Raw genomic sequence first — 15,805 nt, forward strand, 5'->3', positions numbered from 1 at the left:
AGTCCCGTATTACCTATGCGCGGCTTCCGATTTGGCAATAGAAATAATATCTACTATGGATTTTGCCAGCCTCCTGGGATTATGCCTTAGATACTCCATATCACGCAGGCCGCTTACAGTCATGAAACTATCCTCTATCGGTATAACGCCCAATTCCTTTATCCTGTCAAGATCGGCTTCAACCCTGCAGGCGTTGCCTGATTTATAACGCTGTTCAACCGCCTTTGGTATATTGGAAATATTAATAATAGCGTAATCAATCTTTTCTAATCTTGTGTTGGCCAATAGAGCTTTTATATGGTCGCTTGACTTAAAATTTGTTGTCTCGCCGGGCTGTGTCATAACATTACAAACATACAGTTTTATCGCCGGCGAATTATTTACCGCTCTGGCTATGGGCTCTACAAGCAGATTAGGCATAATGCTCGTGTAAAGACTACCCGGGCCCAGCACAACCGCGTCGGCACCCGCTATAGCCTCCAAGGCGCTTTCTGTCGGCTGGCAATTCGCGGGATCAAGATATAATCTCTTGATAGGGCTTTTATTTTTTCTCCTTGTAATATTTGACTCGCCCATAGCTTTTGTACCGTCTTCAAGATCAGCTGCCAGCCTAACCTTGGATAAGGTTGACGGCAAGACCCGTCCCCTTATAGCGAGTATCTTGCTTGCGGCCTGTACGGCCTCTCCAAAATCCTTTGTGACTCTTGAGAGAGCTAATATGAAAATATTGCCGAAATTATGCCCACCCAGGGTTGACTCTCCTTCAAACCGGTATTGAAAAAGTTCTTCCATTAAAGGGCTTGTATCAGCCAGGGCTACCAGGCAATTTCTGATGTCTCCGGGCGGCAGAATACCAAAATCCTCTCTTAGCTTGCCTGACGAGCCTCCATCATCAGCCACGGTCACGATTGCGGTAAGGTTACTCGTATATTGCTTTAACCCCTGCAGTAGAACGGAAAGCCCTGTGCCTCCCCCGATGGCAACTATCCTCAATCCGCGTTCAAGGTGCTTTTTCTGATATAGAAGGTCTACCAGCTCTTCCTGTCTTTGCGGAGAAACAACTCCGAGAAAAATAAAGATGACCCTTTTTACCCCGAAAAATATGATCATCATGCCAATGAACATATAGGTGACGCCAACAGCCCTGAATAGATTAGTAGGCCCTGAAAGGAACTGGCCGCCTGCCACGATAAAAATAATACCGACAAAAGATACAGACAGCCAACGCTTGACACCCATACCAGGGTAAAGCCATTTAAAAGGCTTTAAAAGCTGGGATAATTTTTTTTTGAATTTTATTTTTTTGCCCACTTTTCAGGACTTTCTGTCTTCCTGGGCTATTATGTTGAATACGGCCTTCTCATCTTTTGCCGCGATAAGAGAATCTCTTACGAATTTATCTTTGAGCATGCGGGATATCTTTGCCAAAGCTTTAAGGTGGGGTCCGGCGGCATCTTCAGGGGCAATCAAGAGCATGAATATATGGGTCGGCTCTCCGTCCAACGAATCAAAATCGGCCCCGGCTTTTGAAACACCCAATACCGCGACAAGCTCCTTGACGCATTTGGATTTCGCGTGAGGGATCCCAATCCCCTGGCCTATACCTGTAGAACCCAGGGCCTCACGGTTCATCAGCGTCTCAACCAAAGACGCTTTGTCCTTGGCGGAATAGCCTGCGGGTAAGAGTTCTACTAATTCATTTATGACATCTATTTTCTTTACAGATTTCAGGTCCCACTTGATAGCGTTTTTGTCTAAGATATCAATAATTTTCATACTGCTCTCTGTCTCCTCTTTAAAAATTCTGCCTGAACGCATATTTAAGATATACTCAATATTAAAATTCATGGAGCGGGTGATCGGGCTCGAACCGACGACAATCACGTTGGCAACGTGATGCTCTACCAACTGAGCTACACCCGCTGGTATCTGTTAAAAAGAAAATAAAGTCAATCTGCCGCGAAAAAGGTTTAAAGCTAAAAAAGCAAATATATGAACAAATACTGCCGCAAACAAAAGGAATGGTGCGGATGGAGGGAGTTGAACCCCCACGAGTTACCCCACTAGATCCTAAGTCTAGCGCGTCTGCCAGTTCCGCCACATCCGCCTGCGGGCAAATGGCTTTTCCCTGCCGATATAAAAACTTAATACTAATAATTCGCGAAACATTAAAAACTAATGGACTGTTTTAAGGCCTGATACCTTAATTTATCTTCGGGCCGCGCATTATCGCAGGCCTGTTTTAAAACCTTTTTACAAACCTGGTACCCGCACAAGGACTCGAACCTTGGACCGTCACCTTAAGAGGGTGCTGCTCTACCAACTGAGCTATGCGGGCTAATCCTGCCCAAACTTTTTTAGTAATTACGGCTGTTAAATGAGTTATATATTAGCATAAAGTCGTATTAAGTGTCAATTATAAAAGTCTATAATTTTGACTAACAATGCCAATTTGGTGCCCCGAGCAGGAATCGGCGCCCTTCACTCACTTCGTTCGTTTCGGGTCGGCCATTCGCCCTTAAAATGCTCTCTGTCGCATTTTATTGCAGGGCTCTATTCGATTCCTGCCTGAAAATTTTGATTAACAATGCCAACTTGGTGCTGCATAGCGGCTGAAGTTCGAACGTTCTTCAGGGGAACCCCTGAAGAAACCGTCATTGTGAGCCCCAAAGGGGCGAAGCAATCTATATAATCAAACCCTCTCGGCACTCACGCCCGCACCAAAATTGTACCTTTTTGCATCAAAGAGCAATTTTAATCTGACGGACAGTGCATGAGCCTACACAATCTTAAAATCAATCTTTACAGATTCGACCTGTATAACCTTGCGTTCACAATTTTTAAAATCAACGACATCTGCATCAAATAAAACAAAATTTCTGCCCTCAATACCCAAAGAGCTTCTAAAGCAAATGCCATCGTAACCTTTTGATTTAATAAAATCAGCGATATATTGGGTTGGAGGATATAGTACGCTACCCATGCTTAGTATAATAGGCCGCGAAAGCAAAAATGTAACAAAAATTTTTACTTTATTTTCTTCTATCTGTTTTGAAGAAAGGGATACTAACGCCAAATTCAAATTAGGATTAAAATCTGAAAAATCTATTATTTTTACACCTTTTTTTAACTGCCCTTTAAATATTGTTATATAGTAAAAAGGGTGCGGCTTAGTCTCGTATATTGCTGTTTTTTCAGTATCCGATAAATAAAGGTATGAAAAACCTGGCGGATTAAATCTGCCGCCGGAATTATTTTTAGCATCAAGAGGTCGTGCCCCCTTGCAATCTAAAGGCTTTCGATTATTATAATTCTGAATTTCGTCATGGATTCTTGCCCTATAATATACGGATGACCTTTTCAATAATTTTTCACATCCATATTGTAACAGCTTATTTAATAAGTTTGAGGTATTGGCTATCGGGATAAAACGGTTTTTGGTTTCACATGATAAAACAAAACGTAATATTTTATCTTGAAATGATAATTCATTTTCATTGTATTGAAGTAATCTTCGTAATAGTTCTAGCCCTTCCACAAATATACTGCTCCTTCTTTATTAAAAAATTGTTACTGGTATTTTTTCGCCTCTTTGTTATATTGTTCGACCGCTATCCGATCTTTTAAAAAATTACGGCAAGCAGGGCAATTACTTCCATTACTTCGTCGGTCTATTCTTGCTTGCCATTCATGACCTTTTTCGCATTTCCACCATACTATTCTATGGCTTCCAGGAACAACGTCGGCTAAGGTCAATGGTCTATTTTTAGTAGGGTGCCACTCCTTTGCCAATTCTGGATTAACGGTAGCTAAACATTTTTTTTGTCATTCATTTTTTTAAATTAGATTTTACATATAAAATTTACATTTGTTGTGAGTCATACAAAATAAGAAGCCGCGTCATAATTTCAAATACTTTAGACTCTATTTAGCAAACATCTTAATTAGCATTCCGATGGTTGCTGTTGTATATACAAAAGTTAGTATAGCAATAATAACTGAAAGGCATATGAGCCAATGATTGTATTTAGTGGTAGACGCATTTAGCTTATCGAGGCTTTCCTCTAACGTATTAACCGAGAATTGCACTCCAGACATCGTTGTATTTAAATCATCTATATTTTTGAAAAGTCTTATCTGCAATTCTGCCTTGATTGCTTCTTTTAGACTATGACCTACGCTTGAGTTTGCTAATAACGTCTGTAATTCTCTAGAAGTTCTGTTTCTAACCTCTTTCTCTAATGTCGAATCTAAGTTGTTCTGAATTTCTTCAAATGCAGCCATGCTTATTCCTTCCTGAACACATCGATAATCAAAATATAATTCACGGTTTTTTATCTAAACGTTTTGAACGAGTTTTTGCTCCTTCCTACTAATTCATCGATTGAAACACCTAAAGCATCGGCAATTTTCATAATAGTAGTTATCGTAGGCTCTTTAGCTACTCCTGATTCAATTTTTACAAGGGTCGCCGTCGAAATATCTGCTAGTCTGGCTAGTTTTTCCTGAGCCAATCTTTTTTTTATTCTTAATTTCCTAACATTATCTGCTAGCATATTTTACCTTGACGATATTGTACATATGTATTAATATATATATATTGATATATACAACCTATACGGTTTGTCTATTGTTAATTATACGATAAAAACACTACAATTTCAACGCAAATTTTCGTTTATCATGCTCGGAATTGCTCTTTGATGCAAAAAGGTACAATTTTGGTGCGGGAAAATTGGTGCCCCGAGCAGGAATCGGCGCCCTTCACTCACTTCGTTCGTTTCGGGTCGGCCATTCGCCCTTAAAATGCTCCTATCGTCGCATTTTATTGCAGGGCTCTATTCGATTCCTGCCTGAAAATTTTGATTAACAACGCCAACTTGGTGCCCCGAGCAGGAATCGAACCTGCAACCTTTGGATTCGAAGTCCACTACTCTATCCAATTGAGCTATCGGGGCAAATCAATAAAAAAATAAATGATCTGTTTGATTAGAATTATTTTTTTAGCGGACTGATAGAAGGTCAAATAACTAAAATACTTTTGTGCTAAACGGCTTTTCCTAGCTTTCGGGGTATATAATACTCTATCTGGCCCTGCCTACAAGCTTGTTTATCTTATCCGCCAAAGCTTTAAGCTCGTCTCTTGGCCGAAGCTTTATGGGGCCTTGGCTCTTCCCGGATATCATGCTATCTAATTCTTTTTCAAGCCTGTAAATAGGGCCCGCTATTCTGTGGGATAATTCAAGAGCGACAAACCATATAACTATTAATACAACAGGCAATGAAACAAGCAATATTATATTGACCTTGCGGACAACCGGTATAAGGTTATAAGCTACCATTTCCGGTATGCCCATCTGCCATGCCAGCATATTGAATATAAGATAATAAAGGCACATAACGACAACCGCCATCGGTATAACGGCGGAGGCAAAAACCAGCAATAGCGTTTTGTTCTGGACCGGCGTATTGATAAACTTTATTTTTCTCGTATTGGCCGCATTATTTTTCATTTTTATACCCCACTTTTAACTCTCTATAATTAGCCTCCGCCGTGCTTTGGGTGTTATCGGTATCTGTCATAATCGCTATAGCGCCTACGCGTCCGGGTTCTTTGCCAAAAGCCTTTTTATAATCCTCTGCTATGTTTCTCTCAACATGTATCCACTTACCGGCATTGCCGGAACCGGATTCAACTACAAAAAGTTTTATATTTTCCGAATAAGGGCTGGTGATAATAGTGCCTGCGGGCAGGTTTCTGTCCCAAACATATTCCAGGCATTTGGTAAGATTAAAAGAAAGTTTCGGAAATATCACATACACCCTCGCGGCATAATCATCTTTTTCAATCCAATTGTCGCCTTTCGCGCCGACGGAGGGGCTTTCCTCAATTGAAGGAAACCTTAAGACAGTCCACTGCCAGCTTATCATCGGATACTGCTTCGGATTAAATTTGATCTCATAGAAAATGCCGGAGGCGGAATCATCGCTGTAAGCCCTAAGGTATTGCGTGCCCCTGTCGGCCTTAACCGAATAAAGAACGCGCCCCCTGAATACCTTTTCCTGCCATTCGGAGAGCGCGTTTTTTTCTTTAAAAGAAAATATTTTAGGCAGCCTTACCGCGTAAGCGTCGGCTGTTGACAAAAGTATGGAAAAAATCAAAAAAAATTTTACGGTTATCCGTTTCAAAAGCATGCCACCTTCGGCTTTTATCTGGTGATAAAACGGCACCTAGCCTTTTTTGCCTTAAAAAATTCTTTCGTAAATTCCCTTGCCTTTTTTTCGTCATATTCAAGGCATGAAAAAATATTGATATAGGCCGTTTTCCAAAATTCGGAAAAATGCCCGGTTATTGAACTGGTTTCTATAAGCTGGACCAGCGAATAGCCTTTTGTATATGCCGCGTTACTGCCAAAATAAGGAATAAGCGTTTTACCAAACTGCTTCATCTTGATCAGCTTGCAAAGCGTATCAACATATTCTTTAAGCTTTTTCTTTGAGGAAATTACGCCAAGGTCGCAATCCGAAAGATCCATGATAAGCTCATAGCCATAAGTCTTTTTCTCCATCCCGTGCTTTTCTCCTTAAATATTCGGCAAAGTTCCGCTGCCGTTACGGCTTTTTCGCTTATTTTGCCGCGGCTTCGGCCGCAACAGGCAAAATACATGCATAAAATTATGCATATTTATACAGGCATTTTTCGGTTTTGTCAATATTTTTTATGTAAAAAAATACTCCTTACATCATTATACATAAAAACCCGCATACGGCAACATAAAAAATCATAATTAGTATTTTCAAACTAAAGATTAAACGCGAAGAGCATGCCTGTCTTTGCAGGGCAGTGCCCCATCGGGAATATCAAGCGGCAGAGGATTCTCATCCACTACGGTCTTAAGGCCCATGGTATCCAGCAACGATATGAACGGGTCGGGGTCAAGTTCTTCAATATTTACCATGCTTCGTGCATCCCACGCCCCTTTTGCTATGAGAATAGACGCCGCGGCAGGCGGAACGCCTGCCGTATAAGAAATGGCCTGGGATTCCACTTCGCTATAACATTGCTCATGATCGCATATATTATATATAAATATCTCTTTTTCCCTGCCGGCCTTACTGCCTCTGATAAAATTGCCTATGCATGTCTTTCCTTTATAATCCGGGGCAAGAGACAGCGGGTCAGGCAATAATGCCTTGAGCACTTTAAGCGGGACCACCTCAATACCTTCAGCTGTCCTTACAGGCTTTTCCGATAAGAGGCTTAAATTTTTCAACACATTAAACACATTTAAATAATGGTCTCCAAAGCCCATCCAGAACCTTATGCTTTCAGCCTTGATGTTCTTTGAGAGCGAATGGAGCTCATCGTGGCCGTTTAGATATACGTTTTGTTTCCCGACAACGGGAAAGTCATAACTTGTCTTTATGGAATGAACGTCCTTCATGGCCCATTTACCGCCTATCCATGCCCATACTTTTTTGAATTCCCTGAAATTTATCTCGGGATCAAAATTCGTCGCGAAATACCTGCCGTGGCTTCCGGCATTGACATCAAGTATGTCTATTGTATCTATCCGGTCAAAATAATGTTTAACCGCGAGAGCGCAATAAGCATTTACAACACCCGGGTCAAAGCCGGCGCCCAAGACGGCGGTTATCCCGTGCTTACTGCAAAGCGGTTTTCGCTTCCACTCATAATTAGCATACCATGGGGGATTTTCGCAGACTTTATCCGGCTCCTCATGTATTGCCGTGTCAATATATGCCGCGCCTGATTTTATGCATGCTTCCAATAACGACATATTAACGAATGCCTGCGCCAGGTTTATGACAATCCGGGATTCCGTTTCTTTTATAAGCTTGACTGTCTGCGCTATGTCCATGGCATCTATCTGCCTGGAACATATCTTGCCGGAGGCGTTCTTCATACTGTGTTTTCTCTTAATACTGTCAATTATGGCGTCGCATTTTGCCTTTGTCCTTGATGCTATACAAATATCGCCTAATATATCATTGTTCTGCGCGCACTTATGCGCCGCGGCATAGGCAACCCCTCCGGCCCCAACAATCAACACATTTTTCTTCATTTACACAGCGCCTCCTTAATTAAAAAAACAATCAAGACAAGTTATTCAGGAAATCCTTATAACCGAACTTACGCACAATATCAAGCTTACCGTTAAGCCTTTTAACCGCTATAGCGGGCATCTGCAGGCCATTAAACCAATTTTTTTTGACCATTGTATAGCCGCCCGCGTCTTTAAACCTTATGGTATCCCCGGGTTTTAGGCGTTTTTTAAAACAATATGAACCAAATATGTCTCCGGCAAGGCATGAACGCCCTGCTATCGTATATTTATACCCGCCCCTTTTTTCGGCATCTATTTTGGCCTCCGAACGGTATATCAAAAGGTCAAGCATGTGCGCCTCGGTTGAGGCATCCACGATAGCGGTATACGTCCTATTTTGAACCACGTCAAGCACCGTGCATACAAGTTCTGACGACCGCGTTATCACGCTCTCGCCCGGCTCAAGATAGACCTGGGTGTTAAAATGTCCGGCAAAATCCCTGACTGTCCGGCAAAAATCCCCAACCGGATAACCTTTTCGGGTAAAATAAATACCCCCGCCCAAACTCACCCATTTACAACATTTTAATATATCCTTATATTCATTTCCAATATATTCTATATTGGCACGAAAATTTTTAAAGTCGGCGTTCTCACAGTTAAAATGAAACATAACCCCGTCAATATAAGGCAGTGCCCGGCGGACAAGCTCCTTAAGACACACGCCGAGCCGGCAGTATTTACGCGACGGGTCAGCAAGATCAAAATGGGAATAGCCCACACCCGGATTTATCCTAAGCCCAAGCTGGGCCTTGCCCGCGTAACGGTAAAACGCTTTAAGTTGAGACACCGAATTGAAGATTATCTTATCCGCGAAGTTTCCAAGCGTAAGTATTTCCCGCCTTTTATAGCCTGGGGAATAAACATGGACCTCTTTTCCGAACTTCTCATGCCCTAAACGCGCTTCATAAGGAGAGCTTGCCGTGGTTCCGTCCATATGCCGCTTTACCAACTCAAAAACACTCCATGCCGCGAAACACTTAAGCGCTAAGACGCATTTGGCTTCGGAGGTTTTTCTGATAAAATCTATGGTCCGCAGATTGGCCAACAGCGCTTTTTCATCAATTAAATAATAAGGCGTTTCCGGTTTCATAAAAATACCTCTTCTGCAAAATAAAAAAACTCGCGCGATTTATTCGCAAGAGTTTTTTAAAAAACACGCCGGGCAAGCATTATCATATCAGGCCTGCTAATCAGGGCTTTTCCCCTTGCGAAACAAATTATAATAACCGGACAGTTTCGCCTGAAAATGAAACGGTTTAGTCATATCTGAATCCGTCACTTTTATTCTCTTGATCCCATAGGAATCGTTATATCTGTCAAAACCGCGGTTTGTGGCACAAGCGCCTCTATAACCGCTGGCACGCACAATCTCTTTGATCTTGTCATTAAAAGCGCCTGTCGGATAACAAAAATATTTTACTTCATTGCCCAGGCGGTTTTCAATATCCAGCTTGCTTAAGGCTATCTCCTCCGTAAGCTTAAGATCGTCTTTAACCGACGGTAAATAGATACCTGTTCTCGTGTGGGCACCTATGTCAATATTATTCATGGCCATCACCCGCACCTGGTCCCAATTCAAATAACCGGCATTATTGCCTATGCGGGCTGTCTCTAAAAAAACAGTCGCCGGCATGCCGTATTTGGACAAAACGGGAAAGGCCTTGGTAAAATTATTTTCAAAACCATCGTCAAATGTCAGTACCACTTCCTTGCGCGCCGGACGCCTGCCTTGAGACATTGTCTGCACAAGCGAGTCAAGGGGAATAACTTTAAAACCCGCTTTATTCAAATATTCCATTTGTTTTTGGAAATTTTCCGGGCTGACGCTTAAAGTGCTTTCAGGCTCCGACGCTATTGAATGATACATCAGCACTGGCACCGCGTAACGCGGCCGGGCATAAAAAATGTAGAAAGACCCTGCCGCGGCACAACATAAAATAAACGCTAATAATATCTTTTTTATCAAGCGCATAAAAATCCGCCTTTAATAATGCTTGTATAACATAAATGGGAGTAAACGTCAAGATGAGAAATCAGCAGAAATATAAAAAGGCCGGCATCAAGCCGCGGACTTGAACGCGTCTTCAACAAGCTTGAGCATGTTAATTTCTATGCCACCGCTGCTGCGGCTAATTGCTTCTCCCAAAGCCTTGGGAGAAACTTTACAACTTCCAATAGCTACCAAAAAATCATCTAACGATGTGTACCTTAAATAAATACCGGCCTTCATTAACTTTATTTCTGAAGGCCTTTTATTCACGTTTAATTTCATCGCCTCAACGATGCTTTTACCATTCTGATACGCGCGCCTCCTTAGATCATCTAATGTAAAAAACTTTTGGGTGGAGGCGACCGCCGCGAATAATTCATTTTCGCCTACAAGCCCAAGGTCTAAAGCACATGGTTTAAAAAATTTTCCTATTGTCTCGGGATTTACCACAAAACCCACGTCCTTGATAATCTTTAGACCTCTTTCTGTGGATTTTTCCATGCTACCGGGCCAAATATTGTTCAAACATAAATGAGCGCGCAGGGTTTTAGCGTATTTATCAATATCAAGCCTTGCGTTGGTAAAGTTAATAAGATTATCATTATCCTTGATAATCTCAACAGAATCTGCCGTTTTCAATTCATACTGGTTGCCATGTCTCATGGGTTTTGACCATTTTATCTTACAAGACTCAATATCATACACGCAGTGAAAAATATTCCCGTTCTTATAATCACACTTTAGAAGGTCCGTTCCTCTAAGCGCGGCATAATCCGCTATCGTGCTGTCTTTTTCAAGCCTTAAAGGTTTTACTATTTTTTGGCCATTGACAGAAACCTTTTTAAATACAAAAACCCATTTGCTTAAAAAACCCTTTAATGCCTTAAAATCCTTATCAAAATTGCCGGTCCATTTTATCTCATCCTTATCAAATTTCTGGTTACTTTGCCTTTTTATCTTGTATGCCCAGTGCGCAATTTCGCTATGTTCATATATATCCAGATTTTCTTTTGACATAAATTGGAATTCATAAAAACGCCCTTCTTTATCCTGCACCCTTACTTGATACGCTTCATAGCCTAATTTTTGCGTAGTCTTATATCTACTGCCTTCCTCGCCGGGCACAATGCTCATTCCTACTTTCTCCAACAGTTCACCCGCTTTCCAGATATCATTGTTATCGCTAAAAACCACTCTGATACCAAAGATATCGTATAGATCGCAGGGTTCAATCATTCTGCCTTTGCCTTTTTCGTAAACGGAATAGATACCCTTCACCCGTGATGTAACAACGTACAAATTTCTGCCTACTCCAAGATTCTTTAAAGCGTCTTTGACTTTGTTTTCCACAGATTTTAAATGACCGTCTGCCTCGTCTATTCTCATTCTTATCCTATCTTCTATCTTGCTTTTAACGCTATTATACGCTTCTAAATTATATGCCTTTAACGACTCGTTGCGCAGATCATTTGACAGCTTAATCATACCCAGTCTTTCGGCCAGGGGCGCGTAAACATTTACTAACTCGCGATAGATATATTCTTTCTGGTCTCTGTTAAGCTTGCCGGTAAGACAGGCTATCTTTTCCGCGAAAACCAACATCATAACATCGGGTTCAGAAGCAAGCTGGATGATCATATTCATTTGGTTTTGGATGCTGTATCTTGATTTTTTATAACTTTTAAAATAAGGCAGGCACCGTATTGTCCCTGCTTCCTTAACAAGCCTAAGGACCCTTTCCTGTTCACCTTTGGCCAATGCGCGGCTCTTTGCCATAGCTTTTTTTAAATCATCAGGATCGGCTCTGTGCAGTAAGGCGGCTGCCGAGGCAACAGGGCCCGCTTCAGGCCTTAAATGTATAAAATTTTCAAAAACCCTTAAACTGTAATCATAATATGACTCCTTACCTGAAAAACTTTTATCCTTATAAAGAACTTCGGCAATATCTTTTGCCCATTGAGGTGTCTGGGGCGATAAGATTACAGAGACATATTGGGTATCTGGTACCCCCGCGGAAGACGATTTGCCGGCAAGGAAACTGCGGTCTATAGGATTTGATGAATTGCTTGAAGAGGCAGGGCGCAGGGCAAAGGCGGCCGGACTGCCTTGACCGATGGACAATAAAGCGCATAATAATATAATGATAATTTTGCGCGCGATAACTTGTCTTCCTTCTTTCATAAAATAACCCTTGACTTGTTTAAATACAACAAGACCCCTGTTTATGTATTGCATATAGGATTTAATAATGACTTTTTAATACTCTGTAAAAAGTATAACATAATGGAAAACAAGAGTCAATATCCAACTTGAAAATTAATCAAAAAAAATGATTAGCATTATTCGCTTATCTAAAATGCGGTTATTCTTAAGAGGCGTAAAAACAAAACCGCGCGCGGGCATGTTTAATCTAACGGGAAAATATTACCGGCATTACGCATAATTCAATATTATACTATAAAGCTCTTCATTGCTCTTGGCCGATAATAATTTAAGCCGGTTTTCAGGCTTTATTAAAAATTTGCTTACTTCGGCAACATATTGAAGATACGGACCTGAATATGATTCAGGGGCTATAGTTACCACAAAAACGCGGGAAGGTTTTTTATCAAGAGAACCGAAAGCCACGCCCTCCTTACTTACTCCAATAGCTGATATCATATTTTTTACAAGCCCTGTTTTAGCGTGGGGCAGGGCTATCCCGTCCTGCATACCTGTAGAGATAATTGCCTCCCTGTCCAATAGCTCGCGGATAATATCCTGTTTGTTTGAATAATCTAACTGGCCGGATTGTATAAGAAGCTCTGTAAGAGAAGTTATAATTTCCTCCTTTGTACTGCCTGTTAATCTATATTCAACGGCCGAAGAGGGTATTATCTCGTGTATAGTCAGCCCCTCTTTCTTAACGCCGTTACTTGAAGCCAGGATATCTTTGCCTACCTGGTCCTTATCGGCTATTAAATCCAAATTTTTGATTATATATTCAAATTCAACAATAACTTCATAAAATAACGTGTATACAAAAGAAGCGTCTTGCGGCTTGCAGGTAAAATAAAGCCTTTCGTGGGTGAATTTCAGCGTAATGAATGTTTCGTCCTTGCGTATCTGATATAAGCGATCGGGCGTGTCAATCCTGTGTATGAAAAAACCCTCATGATCAAAGGCATTAATGATCCTGTTTAATATCAGATCCGCTGTTTCGGGATTAGGCATCTCATAGGATATCTCTTTATGCTCAAGCTTATGGTCCGTCTGTTTTATAAGCATGGGCTTATCCGTATCCACCAGCCTTTCAAGGACAGGCGGGGTCATAAGGGTAGTAACAAATGTCATAAGCACGGCCACACTAAATATATCATGCGGTATAACTCCGAGCGAGAGACCGATACCCGCAATGATAAGAGCCACCTCTCCTCTCGGTACCATGCCGACACCTATGGTCAGCGCTCCGCGGGTATTAAAATTAAGCAGGCGCGCGGGCAAACCGCAGCCGATAAGCTTGCTTAAAACCGCAACGATCAAATAAATAGTCCCGAACAAAAGGATGGGCAAGGAACAGACTTCTCTGATGTCCACCATCATGCCCATAACGCAGAAAAAAACCGGCACAAAAAATTTATACAGCATTGAAAGGTTTTCTCTGATAATAAAACACAGGTCCGTTCTTGATAGAGAAAGTCCCATAATATAAGCGCCTATTATCATGGCAAGCCCTGATTTTTCAAAAACACCGGCCAGAAAAAAAGCCAAAGCTAAACTTATTACGGACATAGTGCTCCTATCTTTAAAGGCCTTTAAGAAACTGCTGATCTTGGAAGCAAACATAATGCCTAATACCGTAAATACCAGCCAGATCGTAATACCCTTGGCAGCTATTGCGCTCACCTGTGACCAATTCACATTAGAACTCCTGGCTATGCCGATAACGACAGCTAATGTAATAACCCCGAGTATGTCATCTATTACCGCCGCCGAAATTATAGTAATGCCTTCCGGGGAATCCATCTTACGTTTATCCGATAATATACGCGCGCCTATACCTACTGATGTCGCTGTGCATATGGCCCCAAGGAATAAGGGCACGGGACTGGCAAAACTGTATTGCCTGCCGAATAGCAGATCTGAAAGGAAGATGCCTGCCATATCTCCAAAAACAAAACTAAATATGACACCTGATATGCCGACCACCGAGCCGACAAAAGAATAACGCAAGAAAGTATTTATATCCGTCTCAATACCGGCTAAAAATAAAAGCACGATAGAGGCTATCGTCGCGATACTGTATAGTTCGGGCGATACGGGGAAATTAAAGTGCATGGGAAATATGCCGCTGGAAAAACCGGGCATGGATATGCCGCCCAAAAGATAGGGGCCTATAATCACGCCTGATACTATCTCTCCGAGCACTTCCGGAAATTTGAATTTTCTAAATATCCTTCCTCCCGCCCAGGCGGCAAATATTATAATGGAAAGCTGGAATACCAGAAGGGTTGTCCTGCCCACCAAATCAAGATCATGCGATTCTGCCTGCGCAAAAACCGTATCCAAAGGGGTTAACACAAATATAAATAACAGAATCAAAAAACACGCTCCTTTTATAAACATAAGGTTTTTCATCTAAACAATCCTTTCTCCTTTAACCTTTCATGATACCGACAAGGCCGTCTAATATTGTCAATGGATGCGGCGGACAGCCCGGGACATAAAGATCAACCGGAATGATTGAATCAACCCCGTTGTTACATTCTCCGTGTCCGGCATATATACCGCCCGATATGGCACAGGCGCCTACGGCAATAACAAGCTTTGGCCGGGGCATGGCTCTATATGTCTTTTCAAGGGCAAGCTTCATATTATTCGTTACAGGCCCTGTGACTATAAGCCCGTCTGCATGCCTCGGGGAGGCGGTAAACTGTATTCCAAAACGCCCAAGATCATAGCTTAATGTGTTTAAAACATTTATATCAGACTCGCAGGCATTGCATCCTCCGGCGCTTACCTGCCGTAATTTAAAAGACCTGCCGAAGATATGTTTTATCCCGCTTTTTAAGGACGCTTTTTCGGCCAAAGAGCCTGCGGAAATAATAAGGTCCTGCCTTTTACGACATGCCATACGATAATCGCGACTAAACGTTACGGCCCCGTCAACGCGGTTGTTTTGACAGGCCCCGCAGAATATACACTTTCCCGAATCAAGCGTAACCTCGCCATCAACTAATCCGATAGCGCCCGAGGGGCAGACGCTGTGATAATCCTGTACGGCCCGGCTTAAATCCCGTCGGTTTATAACGGGCCGGCCTAAATACCTTTTCGGTAAAATACCCGCATCAGCCGGAAAAGGCGCCGTTCTGTAGCCTTGCTTTAATCTCGCGCGTAATGTCTTGAACATATGGTTTTCCTATACTTATAAATCATGCCCGCAATATGACAGGTTAAAACTTTTATTGCACAAAGGAAAATTTGATATTTCTTCTCCGCGGCAGGCCATGGCAAGGCCTATCCAGTTATGAAATGACGGATCCGTAATTTTGTAACTAACTATTCCGCCGTTTTTGCCAATCATGGCAAAATGGCATATCTCGCCGCGCCAGCCTTCAACCAGGGATATGACAGCGCTCTCATTTTTTACAGCCGGCATGTCTGACATGACCGGGCCTTCTGGCAGGCAATGCAGGCGTTCAAG

16 protein-coding genes and 4 tRNA genes are annotated in these 15,805 nt (G+C 42.0%); all 20 read right to left on the reverse strand.

From position 1 onward, the window contains the following. Window positions 1-9: 9 nt before the first annotated feature. The gene (locus PHV77_01345) at window positions 10-1,311 is read right to left on the reverse strand and encodes a YvcK family protein (GenBank protein ID MDD5503947.1); all 1,302 of its coding nucleotides are present in this window, start codon (window positions 1,309-1,311) and stop codon (window positions 10-12) included. A gap of 3 nt (window positions 1,312-1,314) precedes the next feature. Beyond that, window positions 1,315-1,776, reverse strand: coding sequence for a PTS sugar transporter subunit IIA (locus tag PHV77_01350; GenBank protein MDD5503948.1), 462 nt, complete (start codon window positions 1,774-1,776; stop codon window positions 1,315-1,317). Between the two features lie 71 nt (window positions 1,777-1,847). Next, window positions 1,848-1,923 (reverse strand) — tRNA-Gly (locus tag PHV77_01355). A gap of 99 nt (window positions 1,924-2,022) precedes the next feature. Further along, window positions 2,023-2,107: transfer RNA gene (locus PHV77_01360), tRNA-Leu, on the reverse strand. 155 nt (window positions 2,108-2,262) lie between these two features. Further along, a tRNA-Lys gene (locus PHV77_01365) sits at window positions 2,263-2,338 on the reverse strand. Window positions 2,339-2,779: 441 nt separating this feature from the next. Beyond that, complete coding sequence (locus tag PHV77_01370; GenBank protein ID MDD5503949.1) at window positions 2,780-3,538, reverse strand: RES family NAD+ phosphorylase; 759 nt, start codon at window positions 3,536-3,538, stop codon at window positions 2,780-2,782. 32 nt (window positions 3,539-3,570) lie between these two features. Next, entirely contained in the window at window positions 3,571-3,792 is a 222-nt protein-coding gene (locus PHV77_01375; protein ID MDD5503950.1) for a zinc-ribbon domain-containing protein, read from the reverse strand. Between the two features lie 132 nt (window positions 3,793-3,924). Beyond that, entirely contained in the window at window positions 3,925-4,284 is a 360-nt protein-coding gene (locus PHV77_01380) for a hypothetical protein (GenBank protein ID MDD5503951.1), read from the reverse strand. 50 nt (window positions 4,285-4,334) lie between these two features. Continuing rightward, a complete protein-coding gene (locus PHV77_01385) occupies window positions 4,335-4,556 on the reverse strand; it encodes a helix-turn-helix transcriptional regulator (GenBank protein MDD5503952.1) in 222 nt (73 codons plus the stop codon). A 325-nt stretch (window positions 4,557-4,881) separates the two neighbouring features. Then, window positions 4,882-4,958: transfer RNA gene (locus PHV77_01390), tRNA-Arg, on the reverse strand. A gap of 126 nt (window positions 4,959-5,084) precedes the next feature. After that, entirely contained in the window at window positions 5,085-5,513 is a 429-nt protein-coding gene (locus tag PHV77_01395; protein MDD5503953.1) for a hypothetical protein, read from the reverse strand. Then, window positions 5,503-6,231: a DUF3047 domain-containing protein gene (locus PHV77_01400; protein MDD5503954.1), complete on the reverse strand. Its 729-nt coding sequence runs from the start codon at window positions 6,229-6,231 to the stop codon at window positions 5,503-5,505. Before PHV77_01400 ends, PHV77_01395 begins: the two co-directional genes overlap by 11 nt. Continuing rightward, the gene (locus tag PHV77_01405; GenBank protein MDD5503955.1) at window positions 6,210-6,569 is read right to left on the reverse strand and encodes an S-adenosylmethionine decarboxylase; all 360 of its coding nucleotides are present in this window, start codon (window positions 6,567-6,569) and stop codon (window positions 6,210-6,212) included. The genes PHV77_01400 and PHV77_01405 overlap by 22 nt, the downstream gene beginning before the upstream one ends. 240 nt (window positions 6,570-6,809) lie before the next feature. After that, window positions 6,810-8,087, reverse strand: a complete 1,278-nt coding sequence (locus PHV77_01410) for a saccharopine dehydrogenase family protein (protein MDD5503956.1) — start codon at window positions 8,085-8,087, stop codon at window positions 6,810-6,812. A gap of 31 nt (window positions 8,088-8,118) precedes the next feature. Next, a complete protein-coding gene (locus tag PHV77_01415) occupies window positions 8,119-9,222 on the reverse strand; it encodes a carboxynorspermidine decarboxylase (GenBank protein ID MDD5503957.1) in 1,104 nt (367 codons plus the stop codon). A gap of 96 nt (window positions 9,223-9,318) precedes the next feature. Then, on the reverse strand, window positions 9,319-10,104 hold the full coding sequence (locus tag PHV77_01420) for a polysaccharide deacetylase family protein (protein MDD5503958.1): 786 nt from the start codon (window positions 10,102-10,104) through the stop codon (window positions 9,319-9,321). An 87-nt stretch (window positions 10,105-10,191) separates the two neighbouring features. Beyond that, window positions 10,192-12,303, reverse strand: a complete 2,112-nt coding sequence (locus PHV77_01425) for an HD domain-containing protein (protein MDD5503959.1) — start codon at window positions 12,301-12,303, stop codon at window positions 10,192-10,194. A 252-nt stretch (window positions 12,304-12,555) separates the two neighbouring features. Beyond that, on the reverse strand, window positions 12,556-14,739 hold the full coding sequence (locus PHV77_01430; GenBank protein ID MDD5503960.1) for a cation:proton antiporter: 2,184 nt from the start codon (window positions 14,737-14,739) through the stop codon (window positions 12,556-12,558). A gap of 19 nt (window positions 14,740-14,758) precedes the next feature. Continuing rightward, complete coding sequence (nuoB, locus tag PHV77_01435) at window positions 14,759-15,511, reverse strand: NADH-quinone oxidoreductase subunit NuoB (protein MDD5503961.1); 753 nt, start codon at window positions 15,509-15,511, stop codon at window positions 14,759-14,761. 15 nt (window positions 15,512-15,526) lie between these two features. Then, window positions 15,527-15,805 (reverse strand): hydrogenase (locus PHV77_01440; GenBank protein MDD5503962.1); only part of this gene is annotated, 279 nt, incomplete at its 5' end.

It is taken from the genome of Candidatus Omnitrophota bacterium, from assembly GCA_028716165.1.
Taxonomy (GTDB): domain Bacteria; phylum Omnitrophota; class Gorgyraeia; order JABMRG01; family JABMRG01; genus JAQUQI01.

Excerpts from the sequence above, each read along its gene's own strand:
- PHV77_01425 (MDD5503959.1), bottom strand. The coding sequence starts at position 12,303 with ATGAAAGAAGGAAGACAAGTTATCGCGCGCAAAATTATCATTATATTA.
- PHV77_01420 (MDD5503958.1), bottom strand. The coding sequence starts at position 10,104 with ATGCGCTTGATAAAAAAGATATTATTAGCGTTTATTTTATGTTGTGCC.
- PHV77_01350 (MDD5503948.1), bottom strand. The coding sequence starts at position 1,776 with ATGAAAATTATTGATATCTTAGACAAAAACGCTATCAAGTGGGACCTG.
- PHV77_01430 (MDD5503960.1), bottom strand. The coding sequence starts at position 14,739 with ATGAAAAACCTTATGTTTATAAAAGGAGCGTGTTTTTTGATTCTGTTA.
- nuoB (MDD5503961.1), bottom strand. The coding sequence starts at position 15,511 with ATGTTCAAGACATTACGCGCGAGATTAAAGCAAGGCTACAGAACGGCG.
- PHV77_01385 (MDD5503952.1), bottom strand. The coding sequence starts at position 4,556 with ATGCTAGCAGATAATGTTAGGAAATTAAGAATAAAAAAAAGATTGGCT.
- PHV77_01395 (MDD5503953.1), bottom strand. The coding sequence starts at position 5,513 with ATGAAAAATAATGCGGCCAATACGAGAAAAATAAAGTTTATCAATACG.
- PHV77_01380 (MDD5503951.1), bottom strand. The coding sequence starts at position 4,284 with ATGGCTGCATTTGAAGAAATTCAGAACAACTTAGATTCGACATTAGAG.
- PHV77_01405 (MDD5503955.1), bottom strand. The coding sequence starts at position 6,569 with ATGGAGAAAAAGACTTATGGCTATGAGCTTATCATGGATCTTTCGGAT.
- PHV77_01415 (MDD5503957.1), bottom strand. The coding sequence starts at position 9,222 with ATGAAACCGGAAACGCCTTATTATTTAATTGATGAAAAAGCGCTGTTG.
- PHV77_01410 (MDD5503956.1), bottom strand. The coding sequence starts at position 8,087 with ATGAAGAAAAATGTGTTGATTGTTGGGGCCGGAGGGGTTGCCTATGCC.